Origin of the sequence: Crossiella sp. CA-258035, assembly GCF_030064675.1 — a bacterium.
GTDB lineage: Bacteria > Actinomycetota > Actinomycetes > Mycobacteriales > Pseudonocardiaceae > Crossiella.
Window position 1 is genome coordinate 6,295,621 of sequence record NZ_CP116413.1, and the last position, 17,057, is coordinate 6,312,677.

General features: G+C 70.2%; 10 protein-coding genes. 6 read left to right on the plus strand and 4 right to left on the minus strand.

Features of this window, described 5'->3' with window-relative positions:
- Positions 1 to 82: 82 nt before the first annotated feature.
- A complete protein-coding gene (locus tag N8J89_RS28270) occupies positions 83 to 2,191 on the minus strand; it encodes a transglycosylase domain-containing protein (RefSeq protein WP_283660044.1) in 2,109 nt (702 codons plus the stop codon).
- Between the two features lie 332 nt (positions 2,192 to 2,523).
- Between N8J89_RS28270 and N8J89_RS28275 the strand changes: the two genes are divergently transcribed.
- Positions 2,524 to 4,998: a glycoside hydrolase family 31 protein gene (locus tag N8J89_RS28275; protein ID WP_283660045.1), complete on the plus strand. Its 2,475-nt coding sequence runs from the start codon at positions 2,524 to 2,526 to the stop codon at positions 4,996 to 4,998.
- 56 nt (positions 4,999 to 5,054) lie between these two features.
- Positions 5,055 to 6,212, plus strand: coding sequence for a glycoside hydrolase family 88/105 protein (locus tag N8J89_RS28280; protein WP_283660046.1), 1,158 nt, complete (start codon positions 5,055 to 5,057; stop codon positions 6,210 to 6,212).
- An 80-nt stretch (positions 6,213 to 6,292) separates the two neighbouring features.
- On the opposite strand, the gene idi is transcribed toward N8J89_RS28280, so the two are convergent.
- A complete protein-coding gene (gene idi / locus N8J89_RS28285; RefSeq protein WP_252482929.1) occupies positions 6,293 to 6,829 on the minus strand; it encodes an isopentenyl-diphosphate Delta-isomerase in 537 nt (178 codons plus the stop codon).
- A gap of 201 nt (positions 6,830 to 7,030) precedes the next feature.
- Here idi and N8J89_RS28290 point away from each other — a divergent pair, with 201 nt between their 5' ends.
- Positions 7,031 to 10,708 carry an NACHT domain-containing protein gene (locus N8J89_RS28290; RefSeq protein WP_283660047.1) on the plus strand — a complete coding sequence of 1,226 codons (3,678 nt, stop codon included), beginning with the start codon at positions 7,031 to 7,033 and terminating at the stop codon, positions 10,706 to 10,708.
- Between the two features lie 12 nt (positions 10,709 to 10,720).
- The gene (locus N8J89_RS28295; RefSeq protein ID WP_283660048.1) at positions 10,721 to 11,104 is read left to right on the plus strand and encodes a RidA family protein; all 384 of its coding nucleotides are present in this window, start codon (positions 10,721 to 10,723) and stop codon (positions 11,102 to 11,104) included.
- Here N8J89_RS28295 and N8J89_RS28300 read toward each other — a convergent pair.
- Positions 11,076 to 12,044, minus strand: a complete 969-nt coding sequence (locus N8J89_RS28300) for a helix-turn-helix transcriptional regulator (RefSeq protein WP_283660049.1) — start codon at positions 12,042 to 12,044, stop codon at positions 11,076 to 11,078. The two genes, N8J89_RS28295 and N8J89_RS28300, sit on opposite strands and share 29 nt — an antisense overlap.
- Positions 12,045 to 12,106: 62 nt before the next feature.
- Here N8J89_RS28300 and N8J89_RS28305 point away from each other — a divergent pair, with 62 nt between their 5' ends.
- On the plus strand, positions 12,107 to 12,595 hold the full coding sequence (locus N8J89_RS28305; protein ID WP_283660050.1) for a pyridoxamine 5'-phosphate oxidase family protein: 489 nt from the start codon (positions 12,107 to 12,109) through the stop codon (positions 12,593 to 12,595).
- A 41-nt stretch (positions 12,596 to 12,636) separates the two neighbouring features.
- Complete coding sequence (gene ilvD, locus N8J89_RS28310; protein ID WP_283660051.1) at positions 12,637 to 14,325, plus strand: dihydroxy-acid dehydratase; 1,689 nt, start codon at positions 12,637 to 12,639, stop codon at positions 14,323 to 14,325.
- 531 nt (positions 14,326 to 14,856) lie between these two features.
- Here the strand turns inward: ilvD and N8J89_RS28315 are convergent.
- On the minus strand, positions 14,857 to 16,233 hold the full coding sequence (locus N8J89_RS28315) for a dihydrolipoyl dehydrogenase family protein (protein ID WP_283660052.1): 1,377 nt from the start codon (positions 16,231 to 16,233) through the stop codon (positions 14,857 to 14,859).
- Positions 16,234 to 17,057: the final 824 nt, after the last annotated feature.

Consider the following 17,057-nt stretch of genomic DNA (forward strand, 5'->3'; position numbering starts at 1 on the left):
TTATTTACTCAGCTGTCCCCAACCGGCGAAAAATACGGCCATTCGGCACTGGCACCGCGGGTTCGCCGGTGGTAAGTCCGCCTCACATGTACTGGCCGTCCCCCTGCGGGAGCTGCCTGGTCTCCTGACCCTGGTGAATGGGCTTCATCGCCTCGAACCAGGTGCGGGCCGGCACCTTGCCGCCGTAGATGTTGCCGCTGGGGCACAGCCGGGGCTGGGCGCCGTCGCAGATCGGCTTCGGGGTGGGGCTGTCGGAGAAGGTGAGCACCGCGCCGGAGAAGTTCGGGGTGGCCCCGACGAACCCGGCGGACTGGTGGTTCTGCGTGGTGCCGGTCTTGCCGATCATCGGCCGGCTCCAGCCGGAGTCCCGGGCGGCCTTGGCCGCGGTGCCCTCGGTGGTGTCCTTGCTCAGCCCCTGCGCCAGCGCCCCGGCCAGACCGGCGTCGATGGCCTGCTCGCAGGCCGCTTCCTTGATGTCCACCGGCTTGCCGTTGCGGTCGAGGACCTTCTCGATCGGGGTGGGCGGGCACCAGGTGCCGCCGCTGGTGATGGTCGCGCCGACGTTGGCCAGCTCCAGCACGCTGACCACGGTCACGCCCAGGGTGAAGGAGCCGACCTTGTTGTCCTTGACCCACTTGTCCTGCGCGATGCGCAGCGAGGCGTCCTTGGCCTCGGGGTTGATCTTGGAGCCGCCGCGGTTGACCGACTTCATGCTGTCCCGCAGGCCCATCCGCACCGACATGTCCACCACGCTGTCCAGCCCGGCCTGCTCCTCCAGGATGACGAACCCGGTGTTCGGGGAGTGCGCGAGCGCGCTCTGCAAGGTCATCTGGGTGTCGCCGCCCTCGCTGGCGTTCTTCACCGTGTAGGCCTTGCCGCCGTTCTTGTAGATCGAGGAGGTGTAGGTGTTGGGCACGTTGACCGTGCGGTTGACCCCGGTCTTGCCCTCCTCCATGGCCGCGGCCGCGGTGAAGATCTTGAAGATCGACCCGGCGCCGAACCGGCTGACGTCGGCGGGCAGGTTGAACGAGGTCTGGTTCTTGCCCTTGTCGTTGCCGTAGTCCCGGTTGGCGCCCAGCGCGCGCACCCGGTGCTTGTCCTTGCCCGGCTCGACCACGGCCATCGCGTTGGCCACGCCGTCGGTGTTCTTGCTGACCTCGCCCTCGGCCGCGGCCTTGACCGCGTCGTTGGCGCCCTGGTCCAGGGTGGTCTGGATGGTGTAGCCGCCGCGCTTGAGCTTGTCCTTGTTGAGGCCGTGCTTGGCCAGGTAGTCGACCACGTAGTCGCAGAAGTAGCCGTTGGTCTGCCCGTTGTCCGCGCTCACGCAGTCGTTCGGGCGGCGCTTGACCAGCGCGAAGTTGAGCGGCTCCTCCTGGAACTTGCGGTAGAGCTCCTGCGCCTGCGCCTGGTCCTTGGACAGCGCGCCGGTGTCGGCCATCCGCTTGAGCACGTGGTCGCGCCGCTTCTTGGCCTCCTCCGGGTTCTCCGAGCCGAGCCGGGAGGGCTTGTTCACCAGACCGGCCAGGTAGGCGGCCTCGGGCACGGTGAGGTCCTTGGGCAGCTTGTCGAAGTAGTGCCGGGAGGCGGACTTGATGCCGTAGATCTGGCCGCCGAAGGGCACCACGTTGAGGTAGCGGGTGAGGATCTCGTCCTTGCTCAGCGTGCGCTCCAGCTGCAGCGCGATGCGCACCTCGCGCAGCTTGCGGGCGGCGGTGACCTCGCTGGCCTTCTCCCGCTCGATGTCGGTCTTGGCGACCACGTAGGCGAGGTAGTTCTTCACGTACTGCTGGGTGATCGAGGAGCCGCCCTCGACCCGCTGGCCGAGCACGCCCTTGACCATGGCGCGCATGGTGCCCTTCCAGTCCACGCCGTTGTGCTCTTCGAAGCGGTGGTCCTCGATGGCGACCATGGCCGCCTTCATGTTCTGCGAGATGCCCGCGCTGTCGACCAGTTCCCGGTCCTGGTCGTAGAGGTAGGCGATCGGCTTGTTCTTGCTGTCGGTGATCGTGGTGAGCAGCGGCGGGTCGGCCTGGGCCAGCTCGGCGGAGTACTGGTCGACCGTCTCACTGGCCCGGTTCGACAGCAGCCCCGCCCCGCCCACGACGGGGAAGGCGATCGCGGCGACCACCAAACCGGCCACCACGCACAGCCCGATGAGTTTCAGTATCCCCGTCGCTCGTGCGACCAACACGGAACGCACTCCCCTCTCCACAGCCTGCTCACCCGTTCAGTGCACTGTCTACCCGTAAGGGCGCACGAGCCTGCACGGAGGTTGCATCGGATTGCCGGTGATCTTTGTCTATCCGCACGAACGAATGACGCCCGTCGGTTCACCCACGTGAAAACATCGGGTCACTTAGCCGCCGAACGGCCCACATCGTTCGTCAGCGGCCTACTTCTGGCCGTCTTGACCACCAGACATCGGAGGATAAGGTGTGTTCGCCCCCACACCGCCCCGGACCGCCATTCGGAGGGAATCGCTTTCCGACTGAGCAGCACGGTGTCGTGCGTTGAGGAGCTTCGATGGCATCCAGACGGCGGGGTCTCCGGCGACCGGTAGTGCTCGGCGCGGCGCTGGCGGTGACGCTGGCCTGCACCGGCGTGGCGGACGCGGCCTCCGGCCCCGGCCTGTCCGTTCCCGGTCCTGAGCTGGAGACCGCCGCGCCGCCGGGCTGGCGGGCCGAGCAGCGTCCGTTCCGGCTGAGCTTCCAGCAGGGCCACCGGCAGCTGACCGCGCAGCTGCCCGACCCGGCCGCCCGGATGGCCTACCAGCTCGCCGACGGCGCGGCGCACCACCTCACCGACCTCCAGCGCCACCAGGCCACCGCCGCCGGGGCGCGCTACACCGTGGCCACCACCGAGCCGGGCCGCACCGCCACCGTGGAGCTCGCGCGCACCCCGCGCGGACTGCGGGTGGACTGGACCTTCACCCCGGCCACCGGCGTCGTCCGCGTGTCGGAGGCCCTGGTCGGCTCACCGGCCGAGCACTACCTCGGCGGCGGCGCGCACACCATGTTCGTCGACCTGCGCGGCCAGGTGCTGCTGAACAAGGCGGTCTTCGTCGGCGCGAGCAACTTCGGCCGGTGCAACAAGAACGGCGCGCCGACCCCGTTCTTCCTCAGCTCGCACGGCTACGCGGTCTACCCGGACACCACCGCGATCGGCCGGATCGCCTTCCCCGGCGCGAGACCGGACACCCACTGCGAGGACAAGCCCGCGCCCTGCCCGGTGGTTTTTGGGCAGCAGGACCGGATCCAGCTGTGCTTCAAGGACGACCACCTCTCCTACGAGGTCTACGGCGGCTCCCCGGCCCAGGTGACCCGGTCCTACTTCCAGCGCGCCGGGCTGCCCACGCTGCCGCCGCCCCGGCAGTTCGCGCTGATGAAGTGGCGGGACAAGTACAGCCACCAGAGCGAGGTGGTCGAGGACGCGGTGCAGTTCCAGAAGAACGACCTGCCGCTGGACACGGTGTGGATCGACAACCCGTGGGAGCAGGGCCCGGCAGGCGCGCGGCCGACCTATGCCTGCATCGGCGCGCTCAGCTTCGACAACCAGGTCTTCCCCGACGCCAAGGGCATGATCGCCGAGTTGAAGCGGCGCGGGGTGAACCTGGGCGTGTGGGTGGCACCGTTCCTGGCCAAGCAGTCCGACGGCAAGCCCTGTCCGCACGACTACCCGCCGAACTCCTTCGTGCAGTCCGACCGCACCAACGTGCTCGACCTGGACCTGACCAACCCGGCCACCCGCGCGCACTACGAGGCCAAGCTGGAACAGGTCTTCCGGCTCGGGGTGAACATGGTCAAGGGCGACCGCGGCGAGGAGCACAACTTCGAGGAGTCCAGCTTCGCCGGTGGCCCCGGCCGCCTGCTGCACAACCGGTATCCGTTGCTGTACGCCGAATCCGTGGCCCGCGCGCTGAAGAAGGTCCACGGGGACGACTACACGATGCTCTTCCGCGCCGGCTACGACGGCATGCCCGCGATCCTGCGCGGGGCGTGGATGGCGGATGCGGACATGAGCTTTGACGGGCTGCGGCTGACCCTGCGGCGCGGCATCACCAACGGGCTGACCGGGCACCCGGTGTGGGGTTCGGACACCGGCGGCTACCGGCGGATCGCGCCGGACTCGCCGACGCCCGCGCTGTTCGTCCGGTGGGCGCAACTGTCCGCGGTGTCCCCGGTCTTCCAGGTCGGCGGACCGGGCCGCAACGCCACCCCCTGGCTCTACGACGCCGAGACCCTGCGCCGGTTCCGCGATGCCGCGGTGCTGCACTACGAGCTGTTCCCCTACCTGTACGAGCAGGCCCGCCAGGCCGCGGCCACCGGGGTGCCGATCACCCGGCCGATGCCCTTCGACTTCCCGCGCGAGGAGGCCGCCTGGGCCGCTGACCAGCAGTTCATGGTCGGACCGGACCTGCTGGCCGCGCCGGTGACCGCGGACCGCGCCGAGGCCGACGGCGCGGCGGGCAGGCCGACGCCGGTGCCGGTGTGGCTGCCCAAGGGGGACTGGATCGACCTGCACAGCGGCCAGACGGTGACCGGCGGGCGGACCATCACCCGGGAGTCCACTGTGGACGAGTTCCCGCTGTACCTGCGGGCCGGTTCGGCGATCGGGTTCAACCAGCGCGGACCACAGGTGTGGGCCAAGCCGTGGGGCGCCAACGACCTGGACCGCAGGGACCGCGCGGGCTGGCTGGTCGGACCGGACGGCGGCGCCCGCGCCGAGAACCCCTACGGCGGCAAGCTCACCAGCCACCGCCTCGGCAGGCACCTGGTGATCTCACTGCGCGACGCCCCGGCCGAGACCCAGCTGACCCTGCCCGGCGTCCCCGGCCTGCGTGCCGCCCACCTGGACGGAGAACCGGCCGAGAAGTCCACTGTGGACGAGCTGCGCGGCAGGGCGTCCGGCTGGACCACGACCACCGGCCCGTTCGGCGGCACCGTGGTGAAGCTCAACCCCCGCAACGGCATCAGCCACCTGGTGCTCACCTTCCCCTGAGACGGAAGGCCCCCATGTCCACCCGAGCAGTTGTCCCAACGCACGTAGGAGGATGTGTGAACCTGCTGACGCGGGTGGCCACCGCCGTGGCCACCGCGGGCGCCCTCACCCTGTCGGTGACCACGCCCATGGCCCAAGCCGCCCCGCCCGCCACCGACTGGTCCAAGGCCGTGGTCGACTCGACCATCGCGCGCAACCCGGACCCGCAGACCATCGGCGGCTGGGGCTACACCAGAGGCCTGTTCCTCTACGGGATGTACAAGGTCTACCAGCGGTTGAAGGACCCGAAGTACCTGGCCTACATCAAGAAGTGGGCCGACTACCACGTCGACGCCAACGGGCACGTCAACCACAGCTTCAACAACCTGGACGCGATGCAGCCGGGCAACATCCTGATCTTCCTGCACAAGGAGACCGGCGACCCGCGCTACAAGGCCGCGGCCGACCAGATCCGCACCCGCATCACCACCTACCCGCGCACCCCCGACGGCGGCATGTGGCACGCCACCAGCAAGACCAACGAGCTGTGGGCGGACGGGGTGTTCATGGCCCAGCCGTTCCTGATGCGCTACGGCCAGGCCTACGGCGACGAGCAGTACGCCACCGAGGAGGTCACCAGGAACCTGGTCACCTACTTCAACCGCCTCAAGGCCGGCAACGGGTTGATGTGGCACGCCTACGACGGCGACCGGGACGCCCCGTGGGACCCGAAACCCAAGCCGGACACCGGAACCTCGAGCTTCTTCTGGGCCCGCGCCTTCGGCTGGTCGGCCATCACCTACATCGAGATCCTGGACATGCTGCCCAAGGACCACCCGCGCCGCCAGCAGATCATCGGCTTCGTGCAACACCTGGCCAAGGGCCTGGCCCGCTACCAGGACCGCCGCACCGGCCGCTGGTTCCAGGTGGTCGACCGGGGTGACGACCCGGACAACTGGACCGAGACCTCGGCCTCGTCCATGTACACCCTGATGATCGACGCGGCCGTCCAGCGCGGCTACCTCCCCCGCACCTACCAGCGCGTCGCCGACCGCGGCTACCAAGGCGTCCTGGCCAAGGTCAAGACCGGCGCCGACGGCCTGACCAACATCCACGACATCTCCGAGGGCACCAACGTCGGCGACCTCAACTACTACTACGCCCGCAAACGCAACACCAACGACCTACACGGCCTGGGCGCCTTCCTGCTCATGCACGAACAACTCCGCACCTGACCGGAAACGGCCGGCGCGCCGGGAGGTTGCCCTCTCCCGGCGCGCCGGCCGTCTGCTTCCCGCCCGCGGGCGGGTCCGCGTCAACTGGTGGCGCGAGCCGCCTCGATCAGCCGGACGACACCGGGAACCCACGGCGCGTAACGCTCCGGGTTCGCCTCGTGGTCGGCGACCAGCTCGCTGTACTGCACCCACTTGAGCTGCTCGATCTCATCCGCCTCCGGCTTGGCGGTGAGGTGCGCGTCGGCGCCGATCTTGCCGATCAGCACGTGGTCGAACTCGTGCTCGGCGGCCCCGTGCCCGTCCAGTGCCTGGTAGGTGAACGCGCCCACCTCGCGCAGCTCCTCGATCCGCAGGTGCAGCTCCTCGTCCACCCGCTTGATCGCCGAGAGCGCGATGTCCTCCCCGGCCAGCGGGTGCGAGCAGCAGGTGTTGGCCCACAGCCCGGGGAACCGGTTCTTGGTCAGCGCCCGCTGCTGCAGCAGCACCCGGTCGTCCTCGTCGAACAGCATCACCGAGAACGCCCGGTGCAACCGGCCGGGCGGCGTGTGCGCCTCTTCGACCGAGGTCTCCCCGATCGTGTTCCCGTCCGGATCGACGAGCTCGACGATCCTGCGCACGACAGCCATCCTGACCCCTTTGTATCCATGTTGCGCCTGGTCGGGAGCCACCGTAATGAGGGGTTCCGCCCGGGTCCATGCACCGGCAGAGTGCATCAGCTCCACCACCACGGTACTTCTTCCGGTGTGCCGCACCGCCCGCGCGCTCGGCTGTCCGGGACCACCGGTAACCAATCGGCCACGTTCCGCGACACCCCTGCCATGGGGTCGGACAGTGCTACCGCGATCACCTTCGCCCAGGTTCAGAAGCTGGTGCGGCAGGCGGGGGACAGCAAGGCGGTGGAGGCGGTGGACCGGCTGGCCGCGGTCGGGCTGCTGGCGCTCGGGGTGGCGGTGACGCCGGGGGCGTTGTCGCTGCTCGGGGCGAAGAACGAGGTCAGCAAGCTGGGGCAGGTGGTGGCGCGCAAGCTGCTCGGGCGGGGCGAGGGGAACTTCCTGGCGCGGGCGCGGCGGATGGCCGCGGCGAACTACCTGATCACCTTCACCGCCTTCTTCGACGCGCTGGAGGCCGAGCTGCCCGAGTTCCTGGCCGAGGTGGCGCTGACCGAGGCGGACCGGCTCCAGCTCGCCGGCGCCAGTGCCGGCGACCGGGTGACGCTGTCCCTGCCGCACCCGGTTGATCCGGTGCTCTCCACCGCGCAGCGCCAGGCCTACCACCAGCTGCTGAGCACCCAGTTCATGGTCTTCGCCCAGGGTCTGGCGGTGCGGGAACGGGTGCCGGGAGCGCGGCAGCGGGAGCTGTCGGAGGGCATCCGGCGGGCCACCGAGGCGGCCGAGGAGGTCTACCAGGCGCAGCTGCTGCGCCTGATGACGAGCAGTCCGGAGTTCTGCGCGTGGACCATGCGGCGGGACCACGCCCGCGCCGAGGGCATCGACCTGGGGTTGCGCGCACTGGCGGCCACCGTCGAGGCGATGACCCCGGCGGCCCGCGCGGACCGGGTGGCCACGGCGCTGTCCGCGGAGTACGCGGACAAGCTGGCCGCGCCGGTCTTCGGCGACGGCGCGCACGACGGGCTGACCTACCCGGCCAAGGCGGATGCCTTCGTGCCACAGGCGTTCAAGGTGCTCCGCTGCGGCAACGGCGACCGGCTCGAACACGAGCCGTCCTGGGCGGCGGCCGCGGTGCGGTCGGATCTCGGCGACTTCCTGTTGCGCTACCTGGGTTCCCCGCACAGCACCGAGCACCCGCTGCTCGTGCTCGGCCACCCGGGTTCCGGCAAGTCACTGCTGACCGAGGTGCTCGCCGCCCGGCTGGCCGCGCCCGCGTTCACCGTGGTGCGGGTGGAGCTGCGCGACATCGACCCGGAACAGGACCTGCAGGACCAGTTGGAGCTCCAGCTCAAGCGGGACACCGGCCTGACCCAGCCGTGGCCGGACCTCGCTGAGTCCAGAGTGGACAGTCCACCGCTGGTGATCCTGGATGGCTACGACGAACTGTTGCAGGCCAACGGAAAGGTCTTCGCCGACTACCTCTCCCGCGTGCACGGCTTCCAGGTCCGCGAGGCCCGGCACGGCCGCCCGCTGCGGGTCCTGGTGACCAGCCGGATCACCCTGATCGACAAGGCCGCGGTGCCGCCGGGCAGCACCGTGCTGCGGCTGCTGGAGTTCGACGCGCCGCGCCGGGAGACCTGGGCCCGGATCTGGAACGAGCACAACGCCCGCCGGTTCCAGGTGCCCGGCTCCCCCGCCCTGGTCGAACTGGCCGAGCAACCGCTGCTGCTGCTCATGCTGGCCATCTACGACGCCACCGTGCGACCACTGGCCGCCGCCACCGAGCTGGACCGGACCCAGCTGTACCACAGCCTCATCACCGAGTTCGTCCGCCGCGAACGCGCCAAGGACCCGGCCGACCGCTGCGCCGATGATCTGTCCACAATGGTCGAAGCGGACGTGGAAAGCCTTGGTGTGGCCGCGATCGGCATGTTCAACCGGCATGCGGTGCACATCCTCGCCCAGGACCTGAACGCGGACCTGGCCTACTTCAACCGCTCCAGGACCATGCCCGAGGGCGGCGGCAGACGCCTCTCCCAGGCCGAGCTGCTGGTGGGCAGCTTCTTCTTCATCCACGAGTCCCGCGGCCAGGTCGAGAACGCCAAGGCGTACGAGTTCCTGCACAACACCTTCGGCGAGTTCCTGGCCGCCGACTTCCTGCTGCGCCAGGTGATCCGCGAAACCGCGACCGTCCGCTCCCTGGGCGGCGACCCGGATCGCGCCCGCCTCTCCGGCGACTGGTTCGCCTGCCTCACCCACGCCCCGCTGCACACCCGCCCCATGCTGCTGCAACTACTGCGCGAGTGGGCCCGGCACCGCGTCACCCCCGCCGACATCGAGGCGCTGGACGTCCTCACCCACCACCAGCTGCACGGCGTCCTCTACAGCACGGACGCCTTCCTGCCCACCCCCGGCGACTCCCCGCTGGCCCGCAAGCCGTTGCTGGAGCGCCTCGCGCTGTACAGCCTCAACCTGGTGCTGCTGCGCGCCGCCCTCTCCGACGGCGAGTACAAGCTGCCCGAAACCCTGATCGGCCCCGAAGCCCAGCGCCCCTGGGACCAGCTGACCCACCTGTGGCGGACCTGCTTCTCCTGGGAGGCGCTCAGCGCGATCGCCGGAATCCAGATCGCCACCCGGGAGGGGACGACGATCACGTTGCGGTTGCAGCAGGAGTTCCGCACCCCGCAGGCCACCGGCCGCCTGCACACCGTGTTCAACGCGGCCAGCGCACTCGCCGACCACCTGACCTTGGGCCTGGCCGGGATTCCCACGGTGGAAGCCGATCCGGAACGCCGGATGCTCGACTACATCGAGCGCAGCCTGCAACAGGAAGGCATCGACCTCAGCGGTCGGTTCACCGTGCTGCGAGCCCGCGCCGAACCGAGCCTGCTGACCGACTCGGACTGGCCCGCCAAGGAGCTCGTCCACGATTCCCGGCCGCCGGAACACGTCTACGCCGCACTGCCGCTGCTGCGCGACTCCCCGCACACCTTGCCCAAGCCGAACGTGCTCCGGCTGGCCGCCTGCGTCACCGCGGTCAGCCGTGCCGAGGCCAGCGCCCTCGTCGAGTTCTGTGCCCGAGCTGAACCGGTCGCACTGGACTGGTTGCTCCAGCACCACGGTGTCGACAGCATTGCCCGGTCCATCATGGCCGGCGCGCCCTGGGCCGCGCCGGTGCTCAACGCCTTGGCCGCGCCGGGAACCACGCGGGAACGCACCCAGTTGCTGAAACACCTCACCACCCTGTCGACGTACCACGCTCGGCCGCTGTACGCCGAAACCGCGGTGGCGCTGGCCAGCTTCGCGAGTGCGACCGAGGCGTGGTGGCTGTGCCGATGGGCGTTGACCGACCTGCCCGGGCCGCTGTTCTCCCTGCCGCAAGGCACGTTCGACGAACTCGCCCGGCTAGTGGTCGACGACAACCGTCGCGAACTGGCCAGGGTCCGGGTCGCCATCGCGAACCAGGTCGCCAGCGAGATCTCACCGCTGCGTGCGCTGATCGCCGACGGTCGAGAACCTTTGCCGCGCTTCGCCCAGATCGCCCGGATCACCGGTCCGCACCACGGCGTCACCGAACACGTTCTTCGTTGTATGTCCTCAGTTCAGCTCGCTGACATCCGAGGCCAGCACCCGTGCCGGAACGCAAGCGTGGTGCTCAGGGCGGTACGGGAGAACTACCGCCTGGCCGAGGCCCAGCGCGTGCTCGCGATATTGTTGCCGAGTGGCTGTGACCTGCTGAAGCAACTCGGGCTCATGCCGTTCGACCGGTACCGCGACGAGCTGAGCCTGCGCTACCTCCGCGACCTGATGTGGGTCGCGGACATCCGCGAGGACGACGCGACTCAGCAACTGCTGGCGAAATCGCTACGAGCACACGGGAGACGGTGACAGGCTGGCGGCATGAGGAAAGCCGTCAACGCTCCAGGAGCCGTGGCCGTCGGGCCGTATTCGCACGCCGTGGACGCCGATCCGTTCGTCCACCTGTCCGGCCAGACCCCGATCGGCCCGGACGGGAAGCTCGTCCAAGGCTCGGTCGGCGAGCAGACCCGGCAGTGCTTCGCGAACCTGTTCGCGGTGCTGGCCGCCGCCGGGCTGACCCCGGACGATGTGGTGAAGTGCACCGTGTTCCTGACCGACATGGCCGATTTCGCCGAGATGAACGCGGTCTACGCCGAGCAGTTCGCCGAGCCGTTCCCGGCGCGCACCACCATCGGCGTGGCGGGGCTGCCGCTGGGGGCCGCGGTGGAGATCGAGCTCATCGCCCGCCGCCCCGGTACCGCGTGACCATCTCCTCGGCGGCCCTGGCGATGGACTCGCGGAGCTCCGCGGGTTCCAGGACCTCGATTTCCGGGCCGTAGCGCAGGAAGTCGGACTGGGCGATCTCGTGGGTCTCGATCGGGACCACCACCTCGCGCCAGCCGTCCGGGCCCGGTTCGGTGCCGCGGACCTTCGCGGCCACCACCGGGCCCGCGGTGAAGATCCCGCGCATCGCCTTGGGAGACACCCGGATCCGGGCCTCACCTTTGTACACAGTGGACTGGAACTCGGCTGACCACTGCTGCCAGTAGTCGCTGAGGTCGAACTCGGGCGGGCGGGTGAACGGGGTGTCCTGGACCTCGGCGGCGCTGATCCGGTTGGCGCGGTAGGTGCGCACCCGGTCGGCCTCGGCGACCAGGTACCAGGTGCCCGCCTTGAGCACCAGGCCGAGCGGGTGCACCACGGACTCGCGGTCGGGCTGGCGGTAGCGGCGGTAGGTGATCTTGACCGGGCGTTGCTCCCAGACCGCGGTGGCCAGCGCCTGCAGGTGCGGCGGGCGGTCGGCGTCGGCGAACCAGCCGGGGGCGTCCAGGTGGAAGCGGTCGCGGACGTGGTGGGCGCCCTCGCGCAGGCTGGGCGGCAGGGCGGCGTCGAGCTTGAGGCGGGCGGCGGCCAGCACGGTGCCCAGGCCCAGTTCGGCGGCCTGCTCCGGCAGCCCGGCCAGGGCGAGCGCGCCGGCCTCGGTGCTGGTCAGGCCGGTGAGGCGGGTGCGGTAGCCGTCCAGCAGCTGGTAGCCGCCCGCCGGGCCGCGGTCGGCGTAGACCGGGACGCCCGCGCTGCTCAGCGACTCCACGTCGCGGTAGACGGTGCGGACCGAGACGTCCAGCTCCTCGGCCAGCTCCTGCGCGGTGAGCCGGCCCCTGGTCTGGAGCAGCAGGAGCAGCGACAGCAGTCGGGAGGCGCGCACCACTGAAGTCTGCACCACATTCCTGCCGTGTTCTGTCAGGTATCGGCGGCAGCATGGCGGGCATGCGATGGCAGGACTTCGAGCAGGCGGCCCCGGTACTGGCGGGGCTGGCCAGAGAGCGGTTCGAGCAGGACCAGCTGGTGTTGCTGGGCACGGTGCGGCGGGACGGGTCGCCGCGGATCAGCGCGGTGGAGTGCGACTTCACCGGGGCCGACTTCTGCGTCGGCATGATGACCCCGTCGACCAAGCTCGCCGACCTGCTGCGGGATCCGCGGGTCACGGCGCACTCGCTGCCGCCGGGCAAGGAGAACCCGCTGGGCGATGTGAAGATCTACGGACGGGTGGTCGAGCTGACCGGCCCGGCCAAGGCGGTCTACGAGGAGGCGATCTTCGCCCGGCTCGCGTGGCGTCCGCCGGAGCCGTACCACTGCTTCGCCTTCGACGTGCTCTCCGCCGGGTTCGTCCGGTTCGAGGAGGACGGGCGGCGCTGGCGGGCCTGGCGCGAGGGCGAGGCGGAGCGGGAGGAGTTCCGCGTGGAACAGCTGGCGTGAGGACGCGCGAGGCGGGGTGAGCGCGAGTAGCGTCGGCGGACATGGCCGATCTGAAACCGCGCAGCCGGGATGTCACCGATGGTCTGGAACGGGCGGCCGCGCGCGGCATGCTGCGCGCCGTGGGCTTCTCCGACGCGGACTGGGAGAAGCCGCAGATCGGGGTCGCCTCCTCCTGGAACGAGATCACCCCCTGCAACTTGTCACTGGACAGATTGGCCGCGGCGGTCAAGGAGGGCGTGCACGCGGCCGAGGGTTTCCCGTTGCAGTTCGGCACGATCTCGGTCTCCGACGGGATCTCCATGGGCCACGAGGGCATGCACTTCTCGCTGGTGTCCCGGGAGGTGATCGCGGACTCGGTGGAGACGGTGATGGGCGCCGAGCGGCTGGACGGCTCGGTGCTGCTGGCCGGGTGCGACAAGTCGCTGCCGGGGATGCTGATGGCCGCGGCGCGGCTGGACCTGGCCGCGGTGTTCCTGTACGCGGGCTCGATCATGCCGGGCCGGGCCACCATGTCCGACGGCACCGAGCGCGAGGTGACCCTGATCGACGCCTTCGAGGCGGTCGGGGCGTGCGCGCGCGGGCTGATGAGCCGCGCGGACGTGGACGCGATCGAACGCGCGGTGTGCCCGACCGAGGGCGCCTGTGGCGGCATGTACACCGCGAACACCATGGCCAGCGCGGCCGAGGCCCTCGGCATGTCACTGCCGGGCTCGGCCGCGCCCCCCGCGGTGGACCGGCGGCGGGACGGCTACGCCCGCCGCTCCGGCGAGGCGGTGGTGGAGCTGCTCCGGCGGGGCATCACCGCCCGCGACATCCTGACCAAGCCCGCGTTCGACAACGCCATCGCGGTGGTGATGGCCCTCGGCGGCTCCACCAACGCGGTGCTGCACCTGCTGGCCATCGCGCACGAGGCCGAGGTCGAGCTGACCCTGGACGACTTCACCCGCATCGGCGCGAAAGTTCCCCACCTGGGCGACCTCAAGCCGTTCGGGCGACACGTGATGTACGACGTGGACCGCATCGGCGGCATCCCGGTGGTGCTCAAGCTCCTGCTGGAAGCGGGCCTGCTCAACGGCGACGCGCTCACCGTCACCGGCCGCACCATGGCCGAGAACCTGGCCGAGCTCAACGCCCCCGCCCCCGACGGCCAGGTCATCCGCGCCTTGGCCAACCCCATCCACCCCACCGGCGGCATCACCATCCTGCGCGGCACCCTGGCCCCCGACGGCGCGGTGGTGAAGTCCGCGGGCTTCGACGAAACCGTCTTCGAGGGCACCGCCCGCGTCTTCGAGGGCGAACGCGCCGCCATGGACGCCCTGGAAAACGGCACCATCACCGCGGGCGACGTGGTGGTGATCAGGTACGAGGGCCCCAAGGGCGGCCCCGGCATGCGCGAGATGCTGGCCATCACCGGCGCGATCAAGGGCGCGGGCCTGGGCAAGGACGTGCTGCTGCTGACCGACGGCCGCTTCTCCGGCGGCACCACGGGCCTGTGCGTCGGCCACGTGGCGCCGGAAGCGGTCGACGGCGGCCCGATCGCCTTCATCCGCGACGGCGACCGGATCCGCCTGGACGTGGCCGAGGGCCGCCTGGACCTGTCGGTGACCGAGGAGGAGCTGGCCGCCCGGCGGGTGGGGTGGCAGCCGCGGCAGCACGGGTACGCGCGGGGTGTGCTGGCCAAGTACGCCAGGCTGGTCGGGTCGGCGAGCACCGGGGCGGTCTGCGGCTAGGCCCGCTCGGCCGCCGCCAGCACGCCAGCCCACGCGGGGGCTCCAACGCTGCGGGCCACGCGGGGCTTCCGGCACTCCGGGCCACGCCTGGGCTCCGGCAGGCCAGGCCACGCCAGGCCACGCGAGGGCTCTAGCGCGCGGGCCAGGCCGGGGCGTGCCCCTTGCCCTCGCGGCCCCTTGCCCTCGCCGTCTCTTGCCCCTCGCGGTCGCTCGCCATCGCGTTCCTTGCCATCGCGGTCCGCTGCCCTCGCGGCCCTGTCGTCGTGGCTGGCCGGGGTGGGCGGACTCCGCTGCTCGGGAGCTGGCTCTGCGGCTCGGGGCGGGCTCTGCGGCTCGTCGTGGCGCGGCATCCTGTGGGTGGCTTCGGTCCGGTCGGTGGGGGCGGCTCCTGTGGTGGGGGGGCTGGGCGGCGCGCGTTCCGATTGTTCACGCAACGCGGGAAGGGCTGATTTGGTTCCCAGCGTATCCACAGGGTGCCGCCCCGGCTGACGTTGTCCACAAAGTGCAGGTCAGCGGGTTGCCGCCTCCACGTTAGCCGAGGTCTTTGATGGCTTCGCTGATGGCTCGGTGGAAGGTCGGGTAGGCGCCGATGAACTGTTGCAGCGTCTCCAGGGGGATCTGGGCGTGCACGGCCATGGCCAGGGCGCCCAGGATCTCGCCGCCGGCGGGGCCCATGGCGGTGGCGCCGATGAGGGTGTTCTGGCTGGTGTCCAGGATGACCTTGATCAGGCCCCGGTTGCCGACCTTGTGCACGAAGCCGCGGGAGCTCTGCTCCAGCTTGGTGATGCCGGTGCGGATGTCGCGGCCCTGTTCCCGCGCCTGCTTCTCGGTCAGGCCGACCGAACCCAGCTCCGGGTTGGTGAAGGTGACCCTCGGGATGGCGTGGTACCGCGCGGCGGGGCCGGGGCGGCCCAGGATCTCGCGGATGACGATGTCGGCCTGGTACATGGACATGTGGGTGAAGGCACCGTGGCCGACCACGTCGCCGACCGCCCACACACCATCAGCGACCTTGAGGCGGTCGTCGGTCGGGATGGTGCGGGCGGTGGTGTCCAGGCCCAGGGTGCCCAGGCCGAGGGCCTCAAGATCAGTGCGGCGGCCGGTGGCGACCAGGAGGTGGGTGCCGGTGACGGTGGTGCCGTTGGTCAGTTCGAGCTGGAACTCGTTGTTCTGGTGGGTGACCGCGGCGGCGCCCGCGCCGGTGTGCACGGTGATGCCCTCGTCGGCGAAGATCTCCGCCAGCAGGGCCGCTGCCTCGGGTTCCTCCACCGCGGCCAGGTGGTTCTGCGGTTCGATGATGCTGACCTCGGCGCCGAAGCGGGCGAACAGCTGGGCGAACTCCAGGCCGATGGCGCCGCCGCCGAGGACCACCAGGGTGTCGGGGACGAACTCGGTGCGCACGGCCTCGCGGTTGGTCCAGAACGGGGTGCCCGCCAGGCCGGGGATCGGCGGGACCAGCGGTTCGGTGCCGGGGTTGAGCACGATGGCCTTGGTCGCGGTGACCTGGTGGGTCTGGTTGTCCTCGTCCACGACCTCGACCCGGCCGGGTCCGGTGATCTTGCCGGTGCCGCGCAGGAAGGCGGCGCCGGCGTCGGTGAGGCGGCGGACCGCGACCGTGTCGTCCCAGTTGTCGGTGGCCTCGCGGCGGATGCGCTCGGCGACCGCGGACCAGTCCGGCAGCACGGTGGCGGTCCCTGCCAGCTCCGGCACCCGGCGCGCCTCGGCGACCACCTCGGCGGCGCGCACCATCATCTTGGTCGGGATGCACCCGTAGTACGGGCACTCCCCGCCGACCAGCCTGCGCTCCACGCCCAGTACCCTCAGCCCGGCCCCGGCGAGCTGACTGGCCACCTGCTCGCCGCCGGGGCCGAGCCCGATCACCACGACGTCGACCTCATGTGCTGACATGGCTCTCCTTCGTTCGCCGGGATGACCGCATGCCGTACAGGCAAGTTACCTGTCAGTGTTAACCGGAGATTTCGGCGGGCCGGTGCTGACAACTCGGCCGCCGTCGTGTGCCAGGACGGTCAACGCGGCGGCGGCGGAGCACTACCAGGTATGGAGATCCACTGCTACCTGGGTAGCTCCGCGTCTGAACCGTGCCAGAACAACCTTGTTGAAGCGGTTCCAGTTCTCTGCAAACGTCGATGGCCGATTTCGGCAGCATTAAAGGCAGCCCTCCCGAGGAATGGCGGGGCAGAATGTACCCCGGTCGCCCGCGGTTCTCGGGTTAACGCGCCGAAAGATCACCCGGCATTTTTTCGGTGATCGACAGCACCCTGGGTTCATGATCACCCCCGGGACCACCCGTGCGGGGGACCCATGATCGCTTGGCGGAGTCGGGGCGGCCCACGTCGCCCACCCGAGGGTGGTAACAAACTCGCACGTAGCGTCGATTACCACCACGTGCAGTGGACGTATCCGGCCGGTGAACAGCGGGCGCGCCCCGGCCTGGCGCCGGGCGGGACGTCCGCGGTGGACACAGTGGGTGACACCCCGGCCAGCGGCTTTGCCCGGTTGAGTGACTTCAGGCACACGGCATTTGTGCCGAATTGCTGAAGAAGACACCAGGACCCGAGAGCCAAAGCGGGAGCGCCGAATACTTGAGAGCCACTCAATTTTCCCTTGAGGGCCACTCAAGACCACATTTCAACCGTTGATGAATTACTGCCTGCACCGCTAGCTTCCCGTTTCGATTCAGCCAATCGGGTCACTAGCTGGATCCTGCCCGT